General features: G+C 44.5%; 14 protein-coding genes. 10 read left to right on the forward strand and 4 right to left on the reverse strand.

Annotated elements, in window-relative coordinates; genetic code table 11:
• Positions 1–123 precede the first annotated feature (123 nt).
• The 3 genes from FOR85_RS08605 to FOR85_RS08615 all read right to left on the reverse strand — a co-directional run bounded on the left by FOR85_RS08605 (position 124) and on the right by FOR85_RS08615 (position 5,025).
• A complete protein-coding gene (locus FOR85_RS08605) occupies positions 124–789 on the reverse strand; it encodes a TerD family protein (RefSeq protein ID WP_144297588.1) in 666 nt (221 codons plus the stop codon).
• A gap of 119 nt (positions 790–908) precedes the next feature.
• Entirely contained in the window at positions 909–2,084 is a 1,176-nt protein-coding gene (locus FOR85_RS08610) for a YafY family protein (RefSeq protein ID WP_223808582.1), read from the reverse strand.
• A 118-nt stretch (positions 2,085–2,202) separates the two neighbouring features.
• Positions 2,203–5,025 carry an ATP-binding protein gene (locus FOR85_RS08615; RefSeq protein WP_144297589.1) on the reverse strand — a complete coding sequence of 941 codons (2,823 nt, stop codon included), beginning with the start codon at positions 5,023–5,025 and terminating at the stop codon, positions 2,203–2,205.
• A gap of 504 nt (positions 5,026–5,529) precedes the next feature.
• On the opposite strand from FOR85_RS08615, the gene rsmG reads away from it, so the two are divergent.
• The 10 genes from rsmG (at position 5,530) to FOR85_RS08665 (ending at position 15,395) form a co-directional block, all read left to right on the forward strand.
• On the forward strand, positions 5,530–6,246 hold the full coding sequence (rsmG, locus tag FOR85_RS08620; protein WP_144297590.1) for a 16S rRNA (guanine(527)-N(7))-methyltransferase RsmG: 717 nt from the start codon (positions 5,530–5,532) through the stop codon (positions 6,244–6,246).
• A gap of 180 nt (positions 6,247–6,426) precedes the next feature.
• The gene (locus FOR85_RS08625; protein ID WP_068404866.1) at positions 6,427–7,212 is read left to right on the forward strand and encodes a ParA family protein; all 786 of its coding nucleotides are present in this window, start codon (positions 6,427–6,429) and stop codon (positions 7,210–7,212) included.
• 103 nt (positions 7,213–7,315) lie between these two features.
• Positions 7,316–8,437 carry a ParB/RepB/Spo0J family partition protein gene (locus FOR85_RS08630; RefSeq protein WP_144297591.1) on the forward strand — a complete coding sequence of 374 codons (1,122 nt, stop codon included), beginning with the start codon at positions 7,316–7,318 and terminating at the stop codon, positions 8,435–8,437.
• An 80-nt stretch (positions 8,438–8,517) separates the two neighbouring features.
• The gene (locus FOR85_RS08635; RefSeq protein ID WP_144297592.1) at positions 8,518–9,258 is read left to right on the forward strand and encodes a MotA/TolQ/ExbB proton channel family protein; all 741 of its coding nucleotides are present in this window, start codon (positions 8,518–8,520) and stop codon (positions 9,256–9,258) included.
• 95 nt (positions 9,259–9,353) lie between these two features.
• Complete coding sequence (locus tag FOR85_RS08640; RefSeq protein WP_144297593.1) at positions 9,354–9,797, forward strand: biopolymer transporter ExbD; 444 nt, start codon at positions 9,354–9,356, stop codon at positions 9,795–9,797.
• Between the two features lie 143 nt (positions 9,798–9,940).
• Entirely contained in the window at positions 9,941–11,728 is a 1,788-nt protein-coding gene (gene msbA / locus FOR85_RS08645; protein ID WP_144297594.1) for a lipid A export permease/ATP-binding protein MsbA, read from the forward strand.
• A gap of 36 nt (positions 11,729–11,764) precedes the next feature.
• Complete coding sequence (gene lpxK / locus FOR85_RS08650) at positions 11,765–12,892, forward strand: tetraacyldisaccharide 4'-kinase (protein WP_144297595.1); 1,128 nt, start codon at positions 11,765–11,767, stop codon at positions 12,890–12,892.
• A gap of 21 nt (positions 12,893–12,913) precedes the next feature.
• Positions 12,914–13,756 (forward strand): 3-deoxy-manno-octulosonate cytidylyltransferase, encoded by an 843-nt coding sequence (gene kdsB / locus FOR85_RS08655; protein ID WP_223808583.1) that lies wholly within the window; start codon positions 12,914–12,916, stop codon positions 13,754–13,756.
• Between the two features lie 132 nt (positions 13,757–13,888).
• On the forward strand, positions 13,889–15,007 hold the full coding sequence (locus FOR85_RS08660) for a DNA polymerase III subunit delta' (protein WP_144297596.1): 1,119 nt from the start codon (positions 13,889–13,891) through the stop codon (positions 15,005–15,007).
• A gap of 40 nt (positions 15,008–15,047) precedes the next feature.
• Entirely contained in the window at positions 15,048–15,395 is a 348-nt protein-coding gene (locus FOR85_RS08665) for a PilZ domain-containing protein (protein ID WP_144297597.1), read from the forward strand.
• Positions 15,396–15,667: 272 nt separating this feature from the next.
• On the opposite strand, the gene ppk2 is transcribed toward FOR85_RS08665, so the two are convergent.
• Positions 15,668–16,681, reverse strand: a complete 1,014-nt coding sequence (gene ppk2 / locus FOR85_RS08670; RefSeq protein ID WP_263390485.1) for a polyphosphate kinase 2 — start codon at positions 16,679–16,681, stop codon at positions 15,668–15,670.
• Between the last annotated feature and the right edge of the window lie 135 nt (positions 16,682–16,816).

Raw genomic sequence — 16,816 nt, forward strand, 5'->3', positions numbered from 1 at the left:
ATTTAAAATTTTTTGGATGAAAATGGAAAGGGTAAAACGTGAAATCTCAACAGCGTTTTGTCCTTTTTTAATTGATAGGTTTTTTAATTGGTAGCTAAAAACCAATCTAATATTGGTTATGTATCAGTTATACATAGCGGGCGTAATCGGTAGAGCGCGTGCCAATTCATGCGCCACTTCTTGCGCGGCAGTTGCTAAATCTTTTGCAGGTAGCGGTAGGTTTTGCAAGGTCAGATGCCAATCGTCCACTTCTCGCTGCAAGTGTGCCGCCCAAAGCGTTATACAGTCACGTGGTAGCTGCTTTAAATTAACCTCAAAAACGCGATTGCCTTCATCATCGCTTAAATGAATCTCGCCTTTTTTGACTCTGCTAAACGCTAGGTTGTGGTAAGAGTTAGCGATTAAGGCAATGTGGGTAATGTGCGCAGGTACTTTATCCAAATAAATTCTGATTTGCTCTTGGTCAAGGGGTGCAAGATACATCGCGTGTTCACCGCGGTCCTTACCGTTGAGACTATCGCCTTGATGTTTGACGGATTCTGCCTTATCCCGTAACTGTTTAAACCAAACGATATCGCTGATGGTGCAGTTGTCGTTATATAGTACGCAGGCCAAATCAATATCAATCGCGCCTTCATTTTTCTTAAAGCGTTTTTTTAGGTTTTTAAATAAGCCTTTTTGCTCAATCTTGGTAAATTCATAATTGAGCGCAAAAAATAATGTCCCCGTGTCTAAACCCAGCGCTCTTAAACTGTCTGAAAGTAACGGTGATGGGGTAGTGGCTGACATAATATTCCTTTTGGGTTTTTAATTTTGTATTAGGTTTTTAATTAAGATAAACGTTGGCTTATTGGCTACAGCGGTTAAATTTTTATCATCGTTAATAATTATAATCATTAGCCACCTTTTTATTGCCGCTGTGCATCATTGATGGGTTTGTCTAAAACCGCTTCGTATAGGAGCGCAGGTTTGGCGTCTAATAGACCACTGCCAAAGCCACGTAGCCACCAAACCAGCTGTGAGGTTAAGTTGACGGTTGCGCGTATGGTTAGGGTTTCATCACTATTGATGGTCACGGTTTGGTCGTCACTCAGCTTGCTTTCCGTTAAGCTTTTGCCCGCTTGTTTGGTAAATTGTAGCTCAACTGCGGTATGTTTGCCACGATCGGGTAGCTGGCTAAATAGAGGATGGCTAAAGCCCATGCCACCTGCATCTAAATAGTTATCGAGGTGGAAATTATCAGGGGTTTGAGCCGCGCTTTCTAGTATCTCAACGCTTGCAAAGCGGTGGAGGGCAAAGGTACGAATAATTACGTCTGGGTCATCGGTACGCGTCGCCAATAAGTAAATAATCACCCCACGCTGAATGATAGCAATGGGATTTAGAATGTATTCGCTGGCTTGTGATTTATCGCTGCGAGTATAACTGGCTTTTATTTGTAGTTGATAAAACAACGCATGATAAATATTGTCTTTACTTTCCAAATCAATATGCGGCGCAATCAAAGGCTGCGAGGCAGGCTCGATACGTACCCTATCAATCCATGAATGGGTGACTTTGCTGTTTCTAAGTTGCCGGCGTGCCAAATCAAACCAAGGAAAAAGCTCATCTAAAATAACCGGCGGCAGCAGCTGGCTTAGATTGGCTTCGACCATATTAAAGGCAACCGCTTGCGATAAATTCATATGCGGCAGACTTTGTAGCGGCGCATCATCTTTCCAACGCCAGCCTTGTGGATTGGCATTGTTTTTTTCGATAGGAAAGCGTTTGGCAAGGGCATTTAAATCGCGTTGCACGGTGCGTAAACTGATATCAAAACCTGCCAACTTAAGCTGCTCGTAGACATGGGTGGTACCTACCCAACGATTGCGCTGCAACTGCGACAACACTTGCCATTGCCGCGCGGTTGTCGCGGCGCCATGACGATTATCTGCTGCTTCCTCAGACGCTTTATTATCTGTCGCAACTTCTTCATTTTGCGCAGCTAATTCTTTCGTTACTTCTTTAGTCACTAGGGCAGTTGCTGACTCATCAACAGCTGATTGCGATTGAAGAGCATTGGCATCAGTAGAATGTACAGTCATTAAAGATAACCTTTATTCAGTCACGAGTTTAATTTTTATAAGGGTATTATTTATGAATACAGCTTATTAAAACAGCAAAGCGCAAAAAACTCATCATCGCAGAAAAGCATATCAGCGTCTAGAGTTGCTCTGCTGTATTTGCGCAGCAGTCATCTGGTTCTTTCTTGGCCTTTTTTTGCTTATCTTGTTTTTTTTGACGTTTGGCCTTACGCTTCTTTTTCTTCGATTTTTTATCATCGACTTCGTCATCAGCGTTTTGATTTTCATCCCAAAGCATCAACCGACTTAACACTTTACCAAATAGAGTGTCTTTACGGTAGCGACCTTTTTTATTCATGGTGTCGACAGGCAGACCCGTCATTAAGGTCAAGGCTTCACTAAGCGTCTGTACGCCATAAATATGAAACTGGCCGGCTTTGACGGCGGCAATGATGTCGTCACGCAGCATTAATTGTTTGACGTTGGCCATCGGAATGACCACGCCTTGTTGTTCCGTCAGCTCTTGCTCACGGCAAGCGTCAAAGAAACCCGCGATTTTAGAATTGATACCGCCGACTGCTTGGACTTCGCCTAACTGATTCATTGAGCCGGTAATCGCAAAAGATTGATTGATCGGGACGTTTGCTAAAGCGGAAAGCAGCGCGCAGCCTTCGCTGACCGTGGCACTATCACCATCGATATGAGCGTAACTTTGCTCAAAAGCGAGTGAGGCGCTAAAGTTGAGCGCATGATGCTGACTAAATAAGGCGCGCAAATAGCTGGTCATAATCAACATACCTTTGGCGTGTAGGCTGCCGCCCAAATCGACATCGCGCTCGATATCGAGGATTTCACCCGCGCCAATATTTGGCTGAATGACGGCAGTCAGACGCGCAGGCATACCAAATTCGCTATCCGCGTAACTGACGACGGTGAGTGCATTGACTTGTCCGACCGCATCCCCTTTGGTCTGAATCAGCTGTTGGCCATTTTTTAGCTCATCCCAATATAGGTCGCGCAAGTATCCTGAGCGCTCGTCCATATCGTCAATAGCGTGGGTCACGTGTATGGCGCTAACGATATTTTTACCGCTCAAACGTGCATGACGGTTGGATTCATGCAGCAGCTTAATCAATAAATCACTATGCAAACTCAAGCGGTCTTGGTCTTCGGCTTGTAAGCTTAAGTGCTCAAGTAAGGCAGCTTGGGCGCTACTATCAAACGGATAAAGGTTGGCATAATCAATGATGTCTGCCATTTTTGCCACCAATGCCAATTCATGTTCAGGGCTACGTGTCACATCATCATGAAAATCGGCACGTACTTTAAATACCGCATCAAACTCCGGCTCAAGCTCGAGTAATTCGTAATATAAATCCGCTTCGCCAAGCAAAATTACCTTAATATCAAGGTCAATCGGTGCGGGCGCAAGCGACAAACTGCCTGTCAAGGTTAGCATCTGCTCAAGGCTAGATAGTCTGATTTTACGTGATTGCAGGGCGCGCTTAAGGCCTTGCCAGGCGTAAGGGTGCTCAAGCAGATGACTGGCTTCTAATAACAAATAGCCGCCATTGGCACGGTGCAGGGCGCCGGCTCGAATCATACTGACATCGGTGGTTACTGTGCCCAATTGGGTGATTTGCTCGACATGACCCAATAGGTTTAAATGCGTCGGCAAATCTTCAAAGATGACAGGGACGCCGCTATCTGACGTGTGGCTAACAATAACGTTGACCGCATAGCGGCTCGGCGTTGTGGCAAGAACCGCCGTCACAAATTCCTCGTCATCACCATTGACGATACGCTCGACATGCGTAACCATATCGGCAAATACGGTTTTTAGATACTCGACAACCAAGGGATGAGCAGCAAATTGCTCATAAATAGGCGCAAATAAAGGTTGTAGCGCACGGCGTGCAATATTGCGATGCAATGCTTCAATGGCATCATTGGCTTCGTCTTCTAATTGCTCTAAGGCGATGGTTAGCTGACTTAAGCGCTTTTGCATATGGTTTTTTTGGGCAAAGTTATTCAGCTCAGCTTCATATTCGCTTTTGCCGTATTCGTTGCCATACTCGCTGTTAGCATTATCATCATCAATATTATTTTTAGTAGGGGGCGCAGTCTTTTCTACTGTTGTTTGATTTTTTTGGCTACTAGAAATTTTTGAATGGTCAGTGCTCTGATTATTTTCCTCGGTAGATAACTTGCTAGGATGGACAAATACCGCTTTATTATCAAATGCGCGAAACGTCAGTGCTAAGTCGTACTGTTTACCTTCGGTATTAAGGTCATCGTAAGCCTGACTTTCTTTTTGATGGGTGTCATTTTTAATCGCTTCGATTTTGCTTTGATACTGGTCGCTACGAAAACGTTGACTAAGTCGTTTTTTTGCTTGCTGCCATAATTGGTTGACCTGCTGTTGCAATATCTGCCCTTGCCCGGCAGGTAGGCGCAGTGCTTGCGGTGTACGCGGATCAGTAAAATTGTGCACATAAACCCAATCATCAGGCGTCGGTGCATCAGCGGCAATGCGTTGTAGTAAGCGACTGATCACTGTGCGTTTGCCTAAACCATTTTCGCCCGCGGCAAACACATGATAGCCGCTGGCATGAATATCCAGCGCCGTCTGCAAGGCTTTTAGAGCGCGCTGTTGCCCAAAGCCAACATCTAAATCAGGGGCAGTGCGGGTATCGCTCGGTAGTTCATCAGGATTGGTATAACGCTTCAGCTGCTCGGCACTAATAAGACAGCGCTCATTAACCTCGATAAATACCGGATGAGGCGTATTAGGCATATCTAAAGTGCGCTCTTGTTCATCAGTTTTGTTCGCTTTCATTGCTGTCGGCTTTGTGTTGGCTGGCTTAGATGCTTTTGTTACTGCTGAATTATTAACAGGTGTTGCCATAGATTTGCTGTCTTTTGAATCTTGATTTATAGGGGTGTTTTGCGGTTCGGTCATAGTTATATAGTAGGTCGTTTTAAAAAGGTGGAATGGTTATTGATTTTTTACTGTTTGCGCTTTAAGTTTAGGAATGTATTTTTAATCATGCTTACATTTATAATAGTAACCCCACTCTCAACTTATTTTTCTAAGGTATTGGTTTACTTAGTTTTTAAAATTTCAGTTAAAACAATTAAAATTTTAAATTCTATAAAAATCAAAGGCCTACGATAAGTTGAGATTGGCGTAATAGTAGTAAATAAGAACATCTTACAAGATATCGGCGCGTTTTAGACAAGACATTCAGCGCAGTTTTGTATCATAGTAAAGTGAAAGGTTTGGCTTATTAGGCTGCAACAATGGAGGTTTTGCTACCATAACTTGCTGGTTATTGAAGAAGATAAGCCATCAACATAGGCGTAGATAGTATAAGATGGCGTACATTGGCGCGATCTGCAACTATTCAATGGGCAGAGCGCATGATAAAATAGACGGTTCACATGTCAAAACTGGATAACCCGTATGTCAGATTCTACTAAAACCTCTTCATCGTCTGCTAGCACGGGTAACAGTCATATTGACCCGACAGGTTTTGTAAAGCTCGGTGCGCAATTACCTAAGCTGGCAACTATGCTGGCGCAAGCAATAGACGAGTTGGGTCTTACGTTAAGCGCACAGCAGCAGCGCACGTTATTATTGTATTTAGACCAGCTTTTATTATGGAATAAGGCGTATAATCTGACCGCGATTACCGATCCAGTCGAGGCCCTTATCAAACATATTATCGATTGTTTGGCTATTATAACGCATTTACCGTCAGGGTCGCTGCTTGATATTGGTACGGGGGCGGGCTTGCCAGCGGTGATTATTGCTATCTGTCAGCCTGAGCGCCAATGTACCGCCCTCGATAGCAATCAGAAAAAAATTCGTTTTATTAAGCAAATCAGTAGCGAGCTTGGTTTGAGTAACATGCACCCAATCGCCTCGCGTATTGAGGCGCATGAAGCCAGCTACGAGGTGGTAACCTCAAGAGCCTTTGCCAGTCTGATTGATTTTGTCGAAGTGGCTCAGCCGCGCTTGGCAGAAAATGGCTATTTATGCGCGATGAAAGGCAAAGCCCCAAGCGATGAAGAGCTACAGGCGCTAAGTGACGCTTGGCAGATAAGAACGATTGCATTAAAAGTACCGCGTTTACAAGATAGTCGTCATTTAATTGAATTATCTTATAAAAATGTCTAAGCTATGAGCACGTCACGCTATGTGAGGCAACAATTGTTCTATAGTCATAAATGGCGTGGACGCTGGTGTCTAAATAGACTTATAGGTAAGTGTTAGGTATTTGAGTAATATAATAAGCATGAGCGGCAAAAATACTGTAGTAAAAATCAGTAACAGATTCTAATTAAATTGAGTGAGTGTATGGAAATCATAGCGATTGCGAATCAAAAAGGCGGCGTGGGTAAAACCACGACGGCAGTCAATTTGACCGCCAGCTTAGCGTCCAAGCGCAAGCATGTACTACTGATTGACTTAGACCCACAGGGCAATGCGACCAGTGGCACAGGTGTCGACAAGAACGCCTTGGACTTGACCATCGCTGATGTACTGCTCGATGGCGTTGCGCTATCTGAGGCGATTGTGAGTAGTCCAGCTGGGTTTGATGTCATCGGCGCCAATCGTGATTTGGCAGGGATGGACATTACTTTAATGAGCAAAACCAATAGTCATGAGCTCTTTAAGACGGCAATGGCGCAGTTGGCCAAGGATCAAATCGCGACCAATAAATCTGCTTACGATTATGTCATTATCGATTGTGCACCAAGCTTAAATTTATTAACGATTAATGCATTGGTTGCCACCGATAGCGTTATTATTCCCATGCAGTGTGAATATTATGCCCTAGAAGGTTTGGCGGATTTGTCGCAGACGATTGAGCGTCTCACTGAACTTAATCCTAAGCTCTATATTCGCGGTGTGGTCAGAACCTTATTCGATGCGCGCAATACCTTGGCGCGTGATGTCTCTGCTGAGTTAGAGGCGCACTTTGGTGATATTATGTATAAAACTCATATTCCAAGAAATATTCGTTTGGCTGAAGCACCCGCACATGGCTTGCCAGTTATTGCTTATGAGAGATGGTCAAAAGGTGCGCGCGCCTATCAAAAACTGGCGGCTGAGGTGATAAAGCAGAGCGCATCATTATAAGTTCATGTTGCAAGTTAATAAAAGAACAGCAAATTATATGTATCAGTAAGCCGGTATTTAGCAATATTTGGCTTTTTATTTTAGCGTTAGAGGATAGGTAATCATGGCAAAGAAAAGAGGGTTGGCTGCCAATCGAGGTTTAGATGCCTTATTAGGGTCAATCAAAAAAGAAAAGCAAATTGCCGCCTCTGCCTTACAAGATGACACGGTAGTGCGTGAGCATACTGAGTCAACCAAAATACCACAACCTATTGAGCAAGAAGATAGCGCAGCTGCGGCTGTTAACAAGCCTTCTGCTCTACCAGTGTCTGAACAAACCACTGACAATAATAATCGTAAAGCGCGGACGATAAAAAAAGCCCCTGTTAATAAAGCGCGCGCGAACGCCACAGAAAATAGCGCTTCTGAAGACCAAATCAGCTTGGTGCAAATCGATGTGACACGTCTGCAAGCAGGTAAGTATCAGCCGCGCCGTGATATGAGCGAAACGGCGCTGGCAGAATTGGCTTCTTCTATTGAGCAGCATGGCGTCATGCAGCCGATTGTTATTCGTCCATTACTGGCCAATGAAGATAAAAGCGAAGCCTTGGTGACGCATGAGATTATCGCTGGTGAGCGCCGCTGGCGTGCGGCAAAAATGGCGGGTAAATCGGTTATACCAGCGATTGAACGTGCATTATCCGATGAATTGGCCATAGCATTAGCCTTGATTGAAAATATTCAGCGCGAAGATTTATCGGTGATTGAGCAGGCAGCTGCCCTGCAGCGTTTTCATACCGAGTTTGGTATGAGCCATGCGATGATTGCCGAAGTTGTTGGTAAAGCGCGTACCACAGTATCAAACCTTTTGCGCTTGAATCAGCTGCACGATACAGTTAAAGATCATTTGGCAACCAGTGCGTTAGATATGGGACATGCGCGTACCCTGTTGGCGCTATCATCAGAACAGCAACCTATCATTGCGCAAAAAATCATTGATGCCGGCATGACGGTGCGCGAGGCTGAGAAATTGGTGAAATCAATCTTGCAGCCAGCACCAAAAGCCAATCGCACCGAGCAAGTACAGTCTCGCGATGTTGAGCGCTTAACCCAGCGTTTAACTGATATGTTAGGCGCAGAAGTAAAGCTTAAACATAAAAAAGATGGGCAGGGTAGTGTTGAGATATTCTTCCACAATCATGATCAGCTAGCGGCTTTGATTAAGTATATAGAAGCGCAGGCTTAGGGCCTTTTATACCCCTGAACTGGTTATTCAAATGTAAAACCGTCTTTTAATAATTAACAAAAACATAGAAGAGAGTGCGTATGTGGGAGCTGGTAAAAGCAGGTGGCTGGCTGATGACACCTATCGTGGTGTGCTCAATATTGGCATTGGTGATTATTATCGAACGTAGCCATACGTTGCAGTTTAATAAAATTGTACCCAATAGATTGCGCGAACAGCTAATAACCCGTCTACGTGAAAACGGCGACATCGGTCGTACGCAGCTGATGAATGTCAAAGAAAAAACCCCTTTGGGTGATATTCTGGCAACTGGCCTGCTGTATCGTCAATACGGCCTCGACTCGATGACAATGCACATGCAAAACCGCGCCAGTGTACAAGTGCATCAGTTAGAGAAAAATATCAATATGCTCGGTACTATTGGGGCGATTGCGCCATTGCTTGGTTTGCTAGGTACGGTGTTGGGTATTATCTCGTCGTTTTTGGCGATTACTGATGGCGCGATGCAAGACCCAACGATGCTAGCTGCTGGCGTGTCACAGGCTTTGATTACCACTGCTGCTGGTATGATTGTGGCTATTCCAGCTTTGGTTGCTTATCGTTATTTTCAGCGCCGTATTATCGATATTAATGCGCAGTTTGAAACGCAAGCGGGACTAATGATTCAAGAGTTATATGACTATCAATTGCTAGATAATATCAACAGTTCCGCTATGTCTCAGTCGATTACTCATGCAGCAGTAGATGATAAATCGAGTCATGTAAGTAATGAGCTTTCAATTGACACCTCAGATTTAAATCATACGGCGGCAGCGACTTAATTCTATTGTTTATATTATGGTAATTAATGATAAAAATAATAGTATGAATCACTGCTTATTAAATATATACCTTTAAGCACATTAAAGAGACTGATATGCGCTTTAGAAAACCGACCGTTGAGCCGCTTGAAATCAATCTGACGCCGATGATTGATTGTTTATTATTTTTAATCGTATTTTTACTGCTTGCTACTTCGTTTAATCACTTTAGCCGCTTAAATATTATTCTTCCTGAAGCGGAAGGGGTAGCATTAACAGAAGAGAAAAACAGTATTGAAGTCGCTGTGCAAGAAGATGGCAGTTATTTGGTTAATGGCATCACCCTTGCGAGTAGCGATGAGGCCGAGCTGACTAACGTGCTTCAGCAAGAGGCGGGAAGCAATCGTGATATGCTATTTGTCATTGCTGCTGATGCAAATGCCACCCATCAATCGGTGGTACGGGTCATGGATATCGCTGGTAAACTGGGTTTTTTAAATCTCAATATCAGTACGGTTGTGCCGCTTGGGCAGCCTTTACCAACATCTGCGCCGCAATAGATTTTAGGGCGTTTGATATATTGCTACAGTAAAAGCATCAAACGCCACTATCATGACCCTTGGTGTTTTTACTGCTGTATTTTATGTTCACTTGCCACTGCTGCATTTGTGTCATTTCTTTTTATACCTAAATTGAGGCTTTTATGAGCCAAGCTTATCAACCTGACTCTAAAAAAAATTCTGCTAAAAAGTTGTCAGCAGCGCCATCAAATACGCCCAGGCATAGGACTTTATTACGTCTGTTAAGCTACCTTAAACCTTATTGGTGGGCGTTAATTTTGGTTATAATAGGTTTTGCGATTAATGCGGCGACAGAGATTTGGATTGCCAAGTTATTGCAATATATCACTGATGCCATCAATCAAAACGATCAAAGCAAACAGGATTTATTTCCATTTATTATTGTGGCGCTGTTTTTTGTCCGCGGCGTGGGCAGTTTTTTGGGTAATTACTATACGGCATTGGTGTCGCGCAATCTTGTTTATGAGTTACGCGTTCAAGTGTTCAATAAGCTTTTGCGTTTGCCAAGCTCATTCTATCTGGCAAATCCAGCAGGGACGATTTCATCCAAGCTTATTTTTGATGTTGAGCAGGTGACTGCTGCCAGTACCGATTCGATGAAAACCTTGTTGCGCGATGGTCTGACCGTTGTGGCTTTGATAGGATTTTTGCTTTATAGCAACTGGCGTTTAACTTTGATTTTATTTGTGGTGCTGCCACCTATTTTATGGTTGATACGGGTGGCCTCAAAGCGTTATCTAAAGCTGTCTAAAGGTATTCAAGAAACCATGGGTAGTGTCAGCCACATCACCAATGAGGTCATCGGCGGCTATCAGGTAGTGAAAAATTATGGCGGACAAGCCTATGAAGCCAAGCGTTTTGATATAACCTCAAAGAAAAACTTGCGCCAAGGCATGAAGGTCGTGGTGACCAATAGCATTAATACCCCAGCGGTGCAATTATTGATGGCGATGGCGATGGCGGTCGTTGTATGGCTCGCGCTGCGCCCTGCCGTGATAGATAATATCTCGGCGGGTGAGTTTATCTCCTATATTGCTGCCGCAGGACTATTAAGTAAGCCGGTGCGCTCGCTCACTGATATCAACCAAAAATTGCAAAAAGGGCTTGCCGCCGGTGAGTCAATCTTTACTTTATTGGATGAGCCAGAAGAACAAGACACAGGCATACTTAGCCCGACTCTAGCAGGTGACATTCAGTTCGATAATGTCAGTTTGGTTTATCCTGATTCAACAGTAGCGCTGCATGATTTTACTTTGGATGTGCGTGCAGGCGAGACGATAGCACTGGTCGGGCGTAGCGGCGCTGGTAAGTCTTCACTCGTTAACTTACTCACGCGTACTTTAAATACGTCCTCGGGGCAAATCACCCTTGACGGTATGCTAATTGACGATATCAAACTTGAAAGCTTGCGCGCGCAGATTGCGATGGTCAATCAACAAGTGGTACTGTTTAATACCACGGTGTTTAATAATATTGCCTATGGCAGCCTAGCGGATAAAACCCAAGCTGAGGTCGAGCGCGCTGCAAAAGACGCTTTTGCCCATGATTTTATTATGAAAATGCCAAATGGCTATCAAAGTGAGATTGGCGCTGAAGGCTTGCAGCTGTCAGGCGGTCAACGTCAGCGTATCTCGATTGCGCGTGCGTTATTGAAAGACGCACCGATTTTGATTTTAGATGAAGCCACTAGTGCGTTAGATAACGAGTCAGAGTACTATATTCAAAAAGCACTCGATAACGTCATGAAAGATAGGACGACACTGGTGATTGCCCATCGTTTAACAACGATTGAATCGGCTGACCGTATTGCGGTGTTAGATAGCGGTCAAATTGTCGAATTAGGCACCCACGAAGAGCTGATGCAACTACATGGCCATTATGCGCAAATGTACGCGCGTGATTTTGAATAAAGATGGCTGCATAACTAGGATAAATAACACATCATCATGAGTATTGAAACCACAATGACGCGTGCATGGCAACGTCAGGCTGCTTGGCTCTGGCTGCTACTGCCTGTCAGCTGGTTGTATGGATTCATTACGATGGTGCGCCGTCAGGCTTATCAGGTAGGCCTATTTTCCAGTTATCGTGCGCCTATTCCGCTGATGGTAATTGGTAATATCACGGTAGGCGGCAGCGGTAAGACACCGTTGATTATTGCCTTGGTTACTCATCTGCAAAAACAAGGAATAAAAGTAGGCGTTATCAGCCGCGGCTATGGTGGTGATAGTAATCAGATGCCAGCTTTGGTACATGCCGATAGCTTACCAAGCATCGTAGGGGATGAGCCGTGTTTAATCGTCAATATGACAGGCGCGGCAATGGCCGTTTGCCCCAATCGTAAGCAGGCTATTACCACTTTGTTAAACGCACATCCTGATTTACAACTGATTATTGCTGATGATGGCTTGCAGCATTATGCGCTGCAACGTGATATCGAATGGATTGTGGTCGATGCGTCGCGTGGTTTTGGTAATCAGCAATTGCTACCAACCGGTTTTTTACGCGAACCCATGTCGCGCTTACAAGGCGCTAATGTAGTCTACCATGAAAAGGCAGAGATGATAGCGACGAATAACAAGCAAGCTCAATCTACTCGTTTAACCATGCATCTACAAGCCGATGAATTGCAAATTTTATGGCCTTCTGCTGTTGATATAGATGGTTTAAGTGTCGCAGCAAAAACGCCTATGCCACTTATGCCACCTATACCAAATGGTCGGGTACATGCGGTAAGCGGTATCGGTTATCCGCAGCGTTTTTTTGATACCTTAATGGCGCTCGGTTTTGATGTCATTGGGCACGCTTATCCCGATCATTATGATTTTAGCTTGACTGAGCTTTTACAATATAGCGAGCTGCCGATCATTGTCACCAGTAAAGACGCGGTCAAAATCAGAGCGTTACTAATAAATATGTCTAGCCGCCAACCACTTAACGATGAATATCAAGAACTCGTTCATCGCTTATGGGTATTGCCAGTGACTGCGGTGTTATCAGACGGTTGCTATGTCAGCTTACAGCAGCAATTAAAAGCTTTAAATATTAATTTATCTAAAAGCACAAAAGCGTAAATGATTTTATAGGAATAAACCATGTCGTCAGACTTAATATCAGCTGAAACAATGCCAATTGAAGCTGCGCCAGCCAAAACTCATATTGTTATTCCTGCGCGCTTTAAAAGTACGCGCTTACCCGGTAAGCCATTATTAAAGATTCATGGCAAACCAATGATACTGTGGGTGGCTGAAAAAGCACAGTTGGCTGATTTTTCTGACGATATGTGTATTGCGACTGATGATGAGGCGATTGCTAAAGTTTGCACAGAGGCAGGTTTTGATGTGGTGATGACCAGTAATGAGCATGCGTCAGGGACCGACCGTTTGGCGGAAGTTGCCGCTATCAGAGGCTGGGCTGAGCACGATATCGTGGTCAATATGCAGGGTGACGAGCCTTTGGTACCGCCGTTATTGTTACAGCAAGTCAAAGCCCTGCTAGTGCAAGATAGCGACAGCGTGATGGCGACTTTATGCGAGCCTATCGAAGACTACGAAACTTTTATGCGCCCATCGGTCGTAAAAGTTGTCAGTCAGACGTCCAGCAATTTACAGCGTGCATTATATTTTAGCCGTGCACCGATTCCGTGCGACCGTGATGTGGTTTTGGCAAAAGATAAAAATATACAGCAGCAACCACCAAAAAATGCTTATCGTCATTTGGGGCTATACGCCTACCGCGTTAGCTTGTTACAGCAGTTTGTGCATTGGTCACAAACGCCGCTCGAGATATTAGAAAGCCTAGAGCAATTACGAGTTTTAGAAAATGGTGGTCATATTGCTATTGCCACTGCAAGCTGTCATCTGCCAGCCGGCGTCGATACCCAAGAAGACTTAGACCGGCTCAATGCCATGAGCTTAGTTGATTTTCAAAACTGCTAATTTACACAAATTAATAATAGCCTAAGTAAATGTTTATAAAGTATTTTATTAAATAGAGTAGGATTGTTTGTTACTCAAAGGTTGTAAGTGTATTTAAGGTATTGAGCGATGATCGTGAATGAGGTAACTGAAATGACCAGCGCATTGCCTTTGACGGATAATATATATTTTGCACCGCTATTACCGTGGCAAAATGAGTTGTGGTCACAGCTGACTAAGCGGGTATTAATGCCGCAGCAATCTTTGCCGCACGCGCTCTTAGCGGCCGGTATGCAAGGGATGGGTAAGCGTGCTTTTGTCTGGCGTTTGGTGGCATGGTTATTATGCCGTGAGCGCGATAGCCATCCGCTCGGCGCTTGCGGGGCTTGTGAGAGCTGTCAATGGCTTAGATCAGGGACGCATCCAAGTTTACAAGTCTTGCCAATGATTAGTATGCCAGTCAGTGCCGATAATGCTCATGCTAAAGAAGCAGCAACTAGCACCGCAAAAGACAAAAAATCTGCCAAAGCTGCCAGTAATGCTGCGTTAAAAATAAAAGTTGATGATATCCGTGCTTTGCAGCCATTTATTTATCAAGGCGGGCAGGGCATGCGGATTTGTGTGCTAGATTATGCAGAGCAAATGACGGTTGCAGCTGCAAATGCGTTGCTCAAAACCTTGGAAGAGCCACAAGCGCAAGTGCATTTATTCCTCATCAGTGATACTCCGGCGCAGTTACTGCCAACCATAAAAAGCCGCGTTCAGCAGCTGGCATTGCAAACGATTGATCCTGCTGTTTCAGTCGATTATGTCACTCATGCTTTAGGCAGTACGGTCAACCGTGAGGCGGTCGGAACGGCGGCTATTGAGCAGCTGATACAGTTGGCAAATGGCGCGCCTTTAGCAGCGGTGGCCCTTGCACAAGCGCCTTGGTATAGTAAGCGCGCGCTATGGCTGACAACGTGGCAAGCGTTACGTAGCGGTAAACGCAGTAGCGTGGCGGCAAGCGATTATTGGCAAACCCAGTTGAGTATAAGCGAGTTTATTCAACTGTCGGAGCTGATGCTGGTCGATATGCGCCGTGTATGTTTGGGTCTCGATGCGCTGCAAAAGGACATCGATTTATCCGCCTCTTTCAGCAATTACAAACCTGCTGAAAGTAGCTTTGAGGCGTTTATAAACAGTCTACAACAAACAAAAATCGCCCTACAACAAAATGTGCAAGAAAAATTCGCTTATGATAAGCTGATGCAAGAATTGGCGTATTTATAAATTAAAATAAAGTAAACCTCACTCATAAAGGAAGCTAACTATGGCAATGCCAGGACGTGGCGGGATTTTAACCTGCCATATTGAAGATATGGAAACGTTATACGCAAGCTATTTATCCTTTGTGACCAATGGCGCGTTGTTTGTGCCGTCTGATAGAATACAAAAACTGGGCGATGAGGTGTTTATTGCCGTCACTCTGCCCAATTCTAGCGAACGCTTACCGATGAATGGTAAAGTGGTTTGGATCAATTCAAAAAGTCAAAGCGGCCGCCCAGCAGGTTTTGCGGTACAAATAGGCACTGATGTCGCTGGGCTAAGAATTAAAAACGAGGTCGAGCGCTTATTGGCCGGTAAGCTTGATAGCTTGCAGTCGACTTATACGATGTAGTATTTTGCAGAGCTTGAAATGTATTTGCTATGAGCATAATACATTTAGCGAAAAAATGAAAAAAGCAGCCTTCTATATTGATGAGGCTGCTTTTTTATGCGCCGTATTTTATTGAATGCTATAGTGAGTGAAAAGTAATATCGATACATCACGCACTGCTGATATCAATTTTTCTTGCTTGCTGTGCCTGCGCAGACAGAGGCTACAAAAAATTAATACCAGCAATACCGTCGCGTTTTTAGAATATTTTGATTATACAGGCATACATTTGGCTAATAGCGCGGTGGCACGTACATATCATCGGGAATTGGCTCGCGGTAATATTCATCATCGCGCTTGCGTTCGGGCAATTCAATCTCATCGCGCGGTACTTCTTTATAGGGGATTTGCTCAAGTAAATGAGCGATACAGTTTAGCCGTGCGCGTTTTTTATTATTGCCTTCGACCACCCACCACGGCGCTTCAGGGATATGGGTGCGCTCAAACATGGTCTCTTTGGCTTTGGTATAATCCTCCCAGCGCCGACGTGATTGTAAGTCCATCGCTGACAGTTTCCACTGCTTAAGTGGGTCATGAATCCGGCTCATAAAGCGTGAATGCTGCTCATCATCGGTAATCGAAAACCAGTATTTGACCAAGCGAATACCTGAGCGTACCAGCATACGCTCAAATTCAGGTACTGATTGAAAGAACTCTTCGTACTGGGCATCGGTACAAAACCCCATGACGCGTTCAACGCCCACCCGGTTGTACCAGCTGCGATCAAACAAGACAATCTCGCCAGCGGCGGGCAAGTGCGCTACATAACGCTGGAAATACCACTGCGACTGTTCGCGTTCGGTTGGTGCGGGTAGCGCAGCAACGCGGCAAACACGCGGGTTTAAGCGCTGGGTAATACGCTTGATAGCACCACCTTTACCCGCAGAATCACGCCCTTCAAATATCACCACAATGCGCTCGCCGTATTCGACCACCCAATCTTGTAGTTTGATAAGCTCTCGTTGTAGTCGCAGTAATTCTTCAAAATAAGTACGCCGATCGAGCTTTTCTTGCTCACTCATCACGCGGCCATCAAAACGAAAGTCGCGCACGTAATCGTCTATCTCATTTTCCAGCTCTTCGTCATAGCTGTCGATCAAATCTTGATGCATTTTGCGTCGTAGCTCATCGTCAAACACCTCTTTATCCATACGAGTAATAAAGCTGTCTTGTTCGAGTGCTGACCGCGCTTGCCGCTTTGAGGCATTTAAGGTTTGTCGGTCGATCGATGAGGAATCTTTGCTCATAATAAGCTCCTAAGCAATATTTTTATGGTTATTATTCATTATGATAGCGCTATATGTGGTTTATTACTCTAGCATATTTACAATAACGCTATGAGTACACCGTGTTTACTTGTTGCAGTCTTTTTAATGTTTTTT

Origin of the sequence: Psychrobacter sp. YGAH215, assembly GCF_007280595.1 — a bacterium.
Taxonomy (GTDB): Bacteria; Pseudomonadota; Gammaproteobacteria; order Pseudomonadales; family Moraxellaceae; genus Psychrobacter; species Psychrobacter faecalis.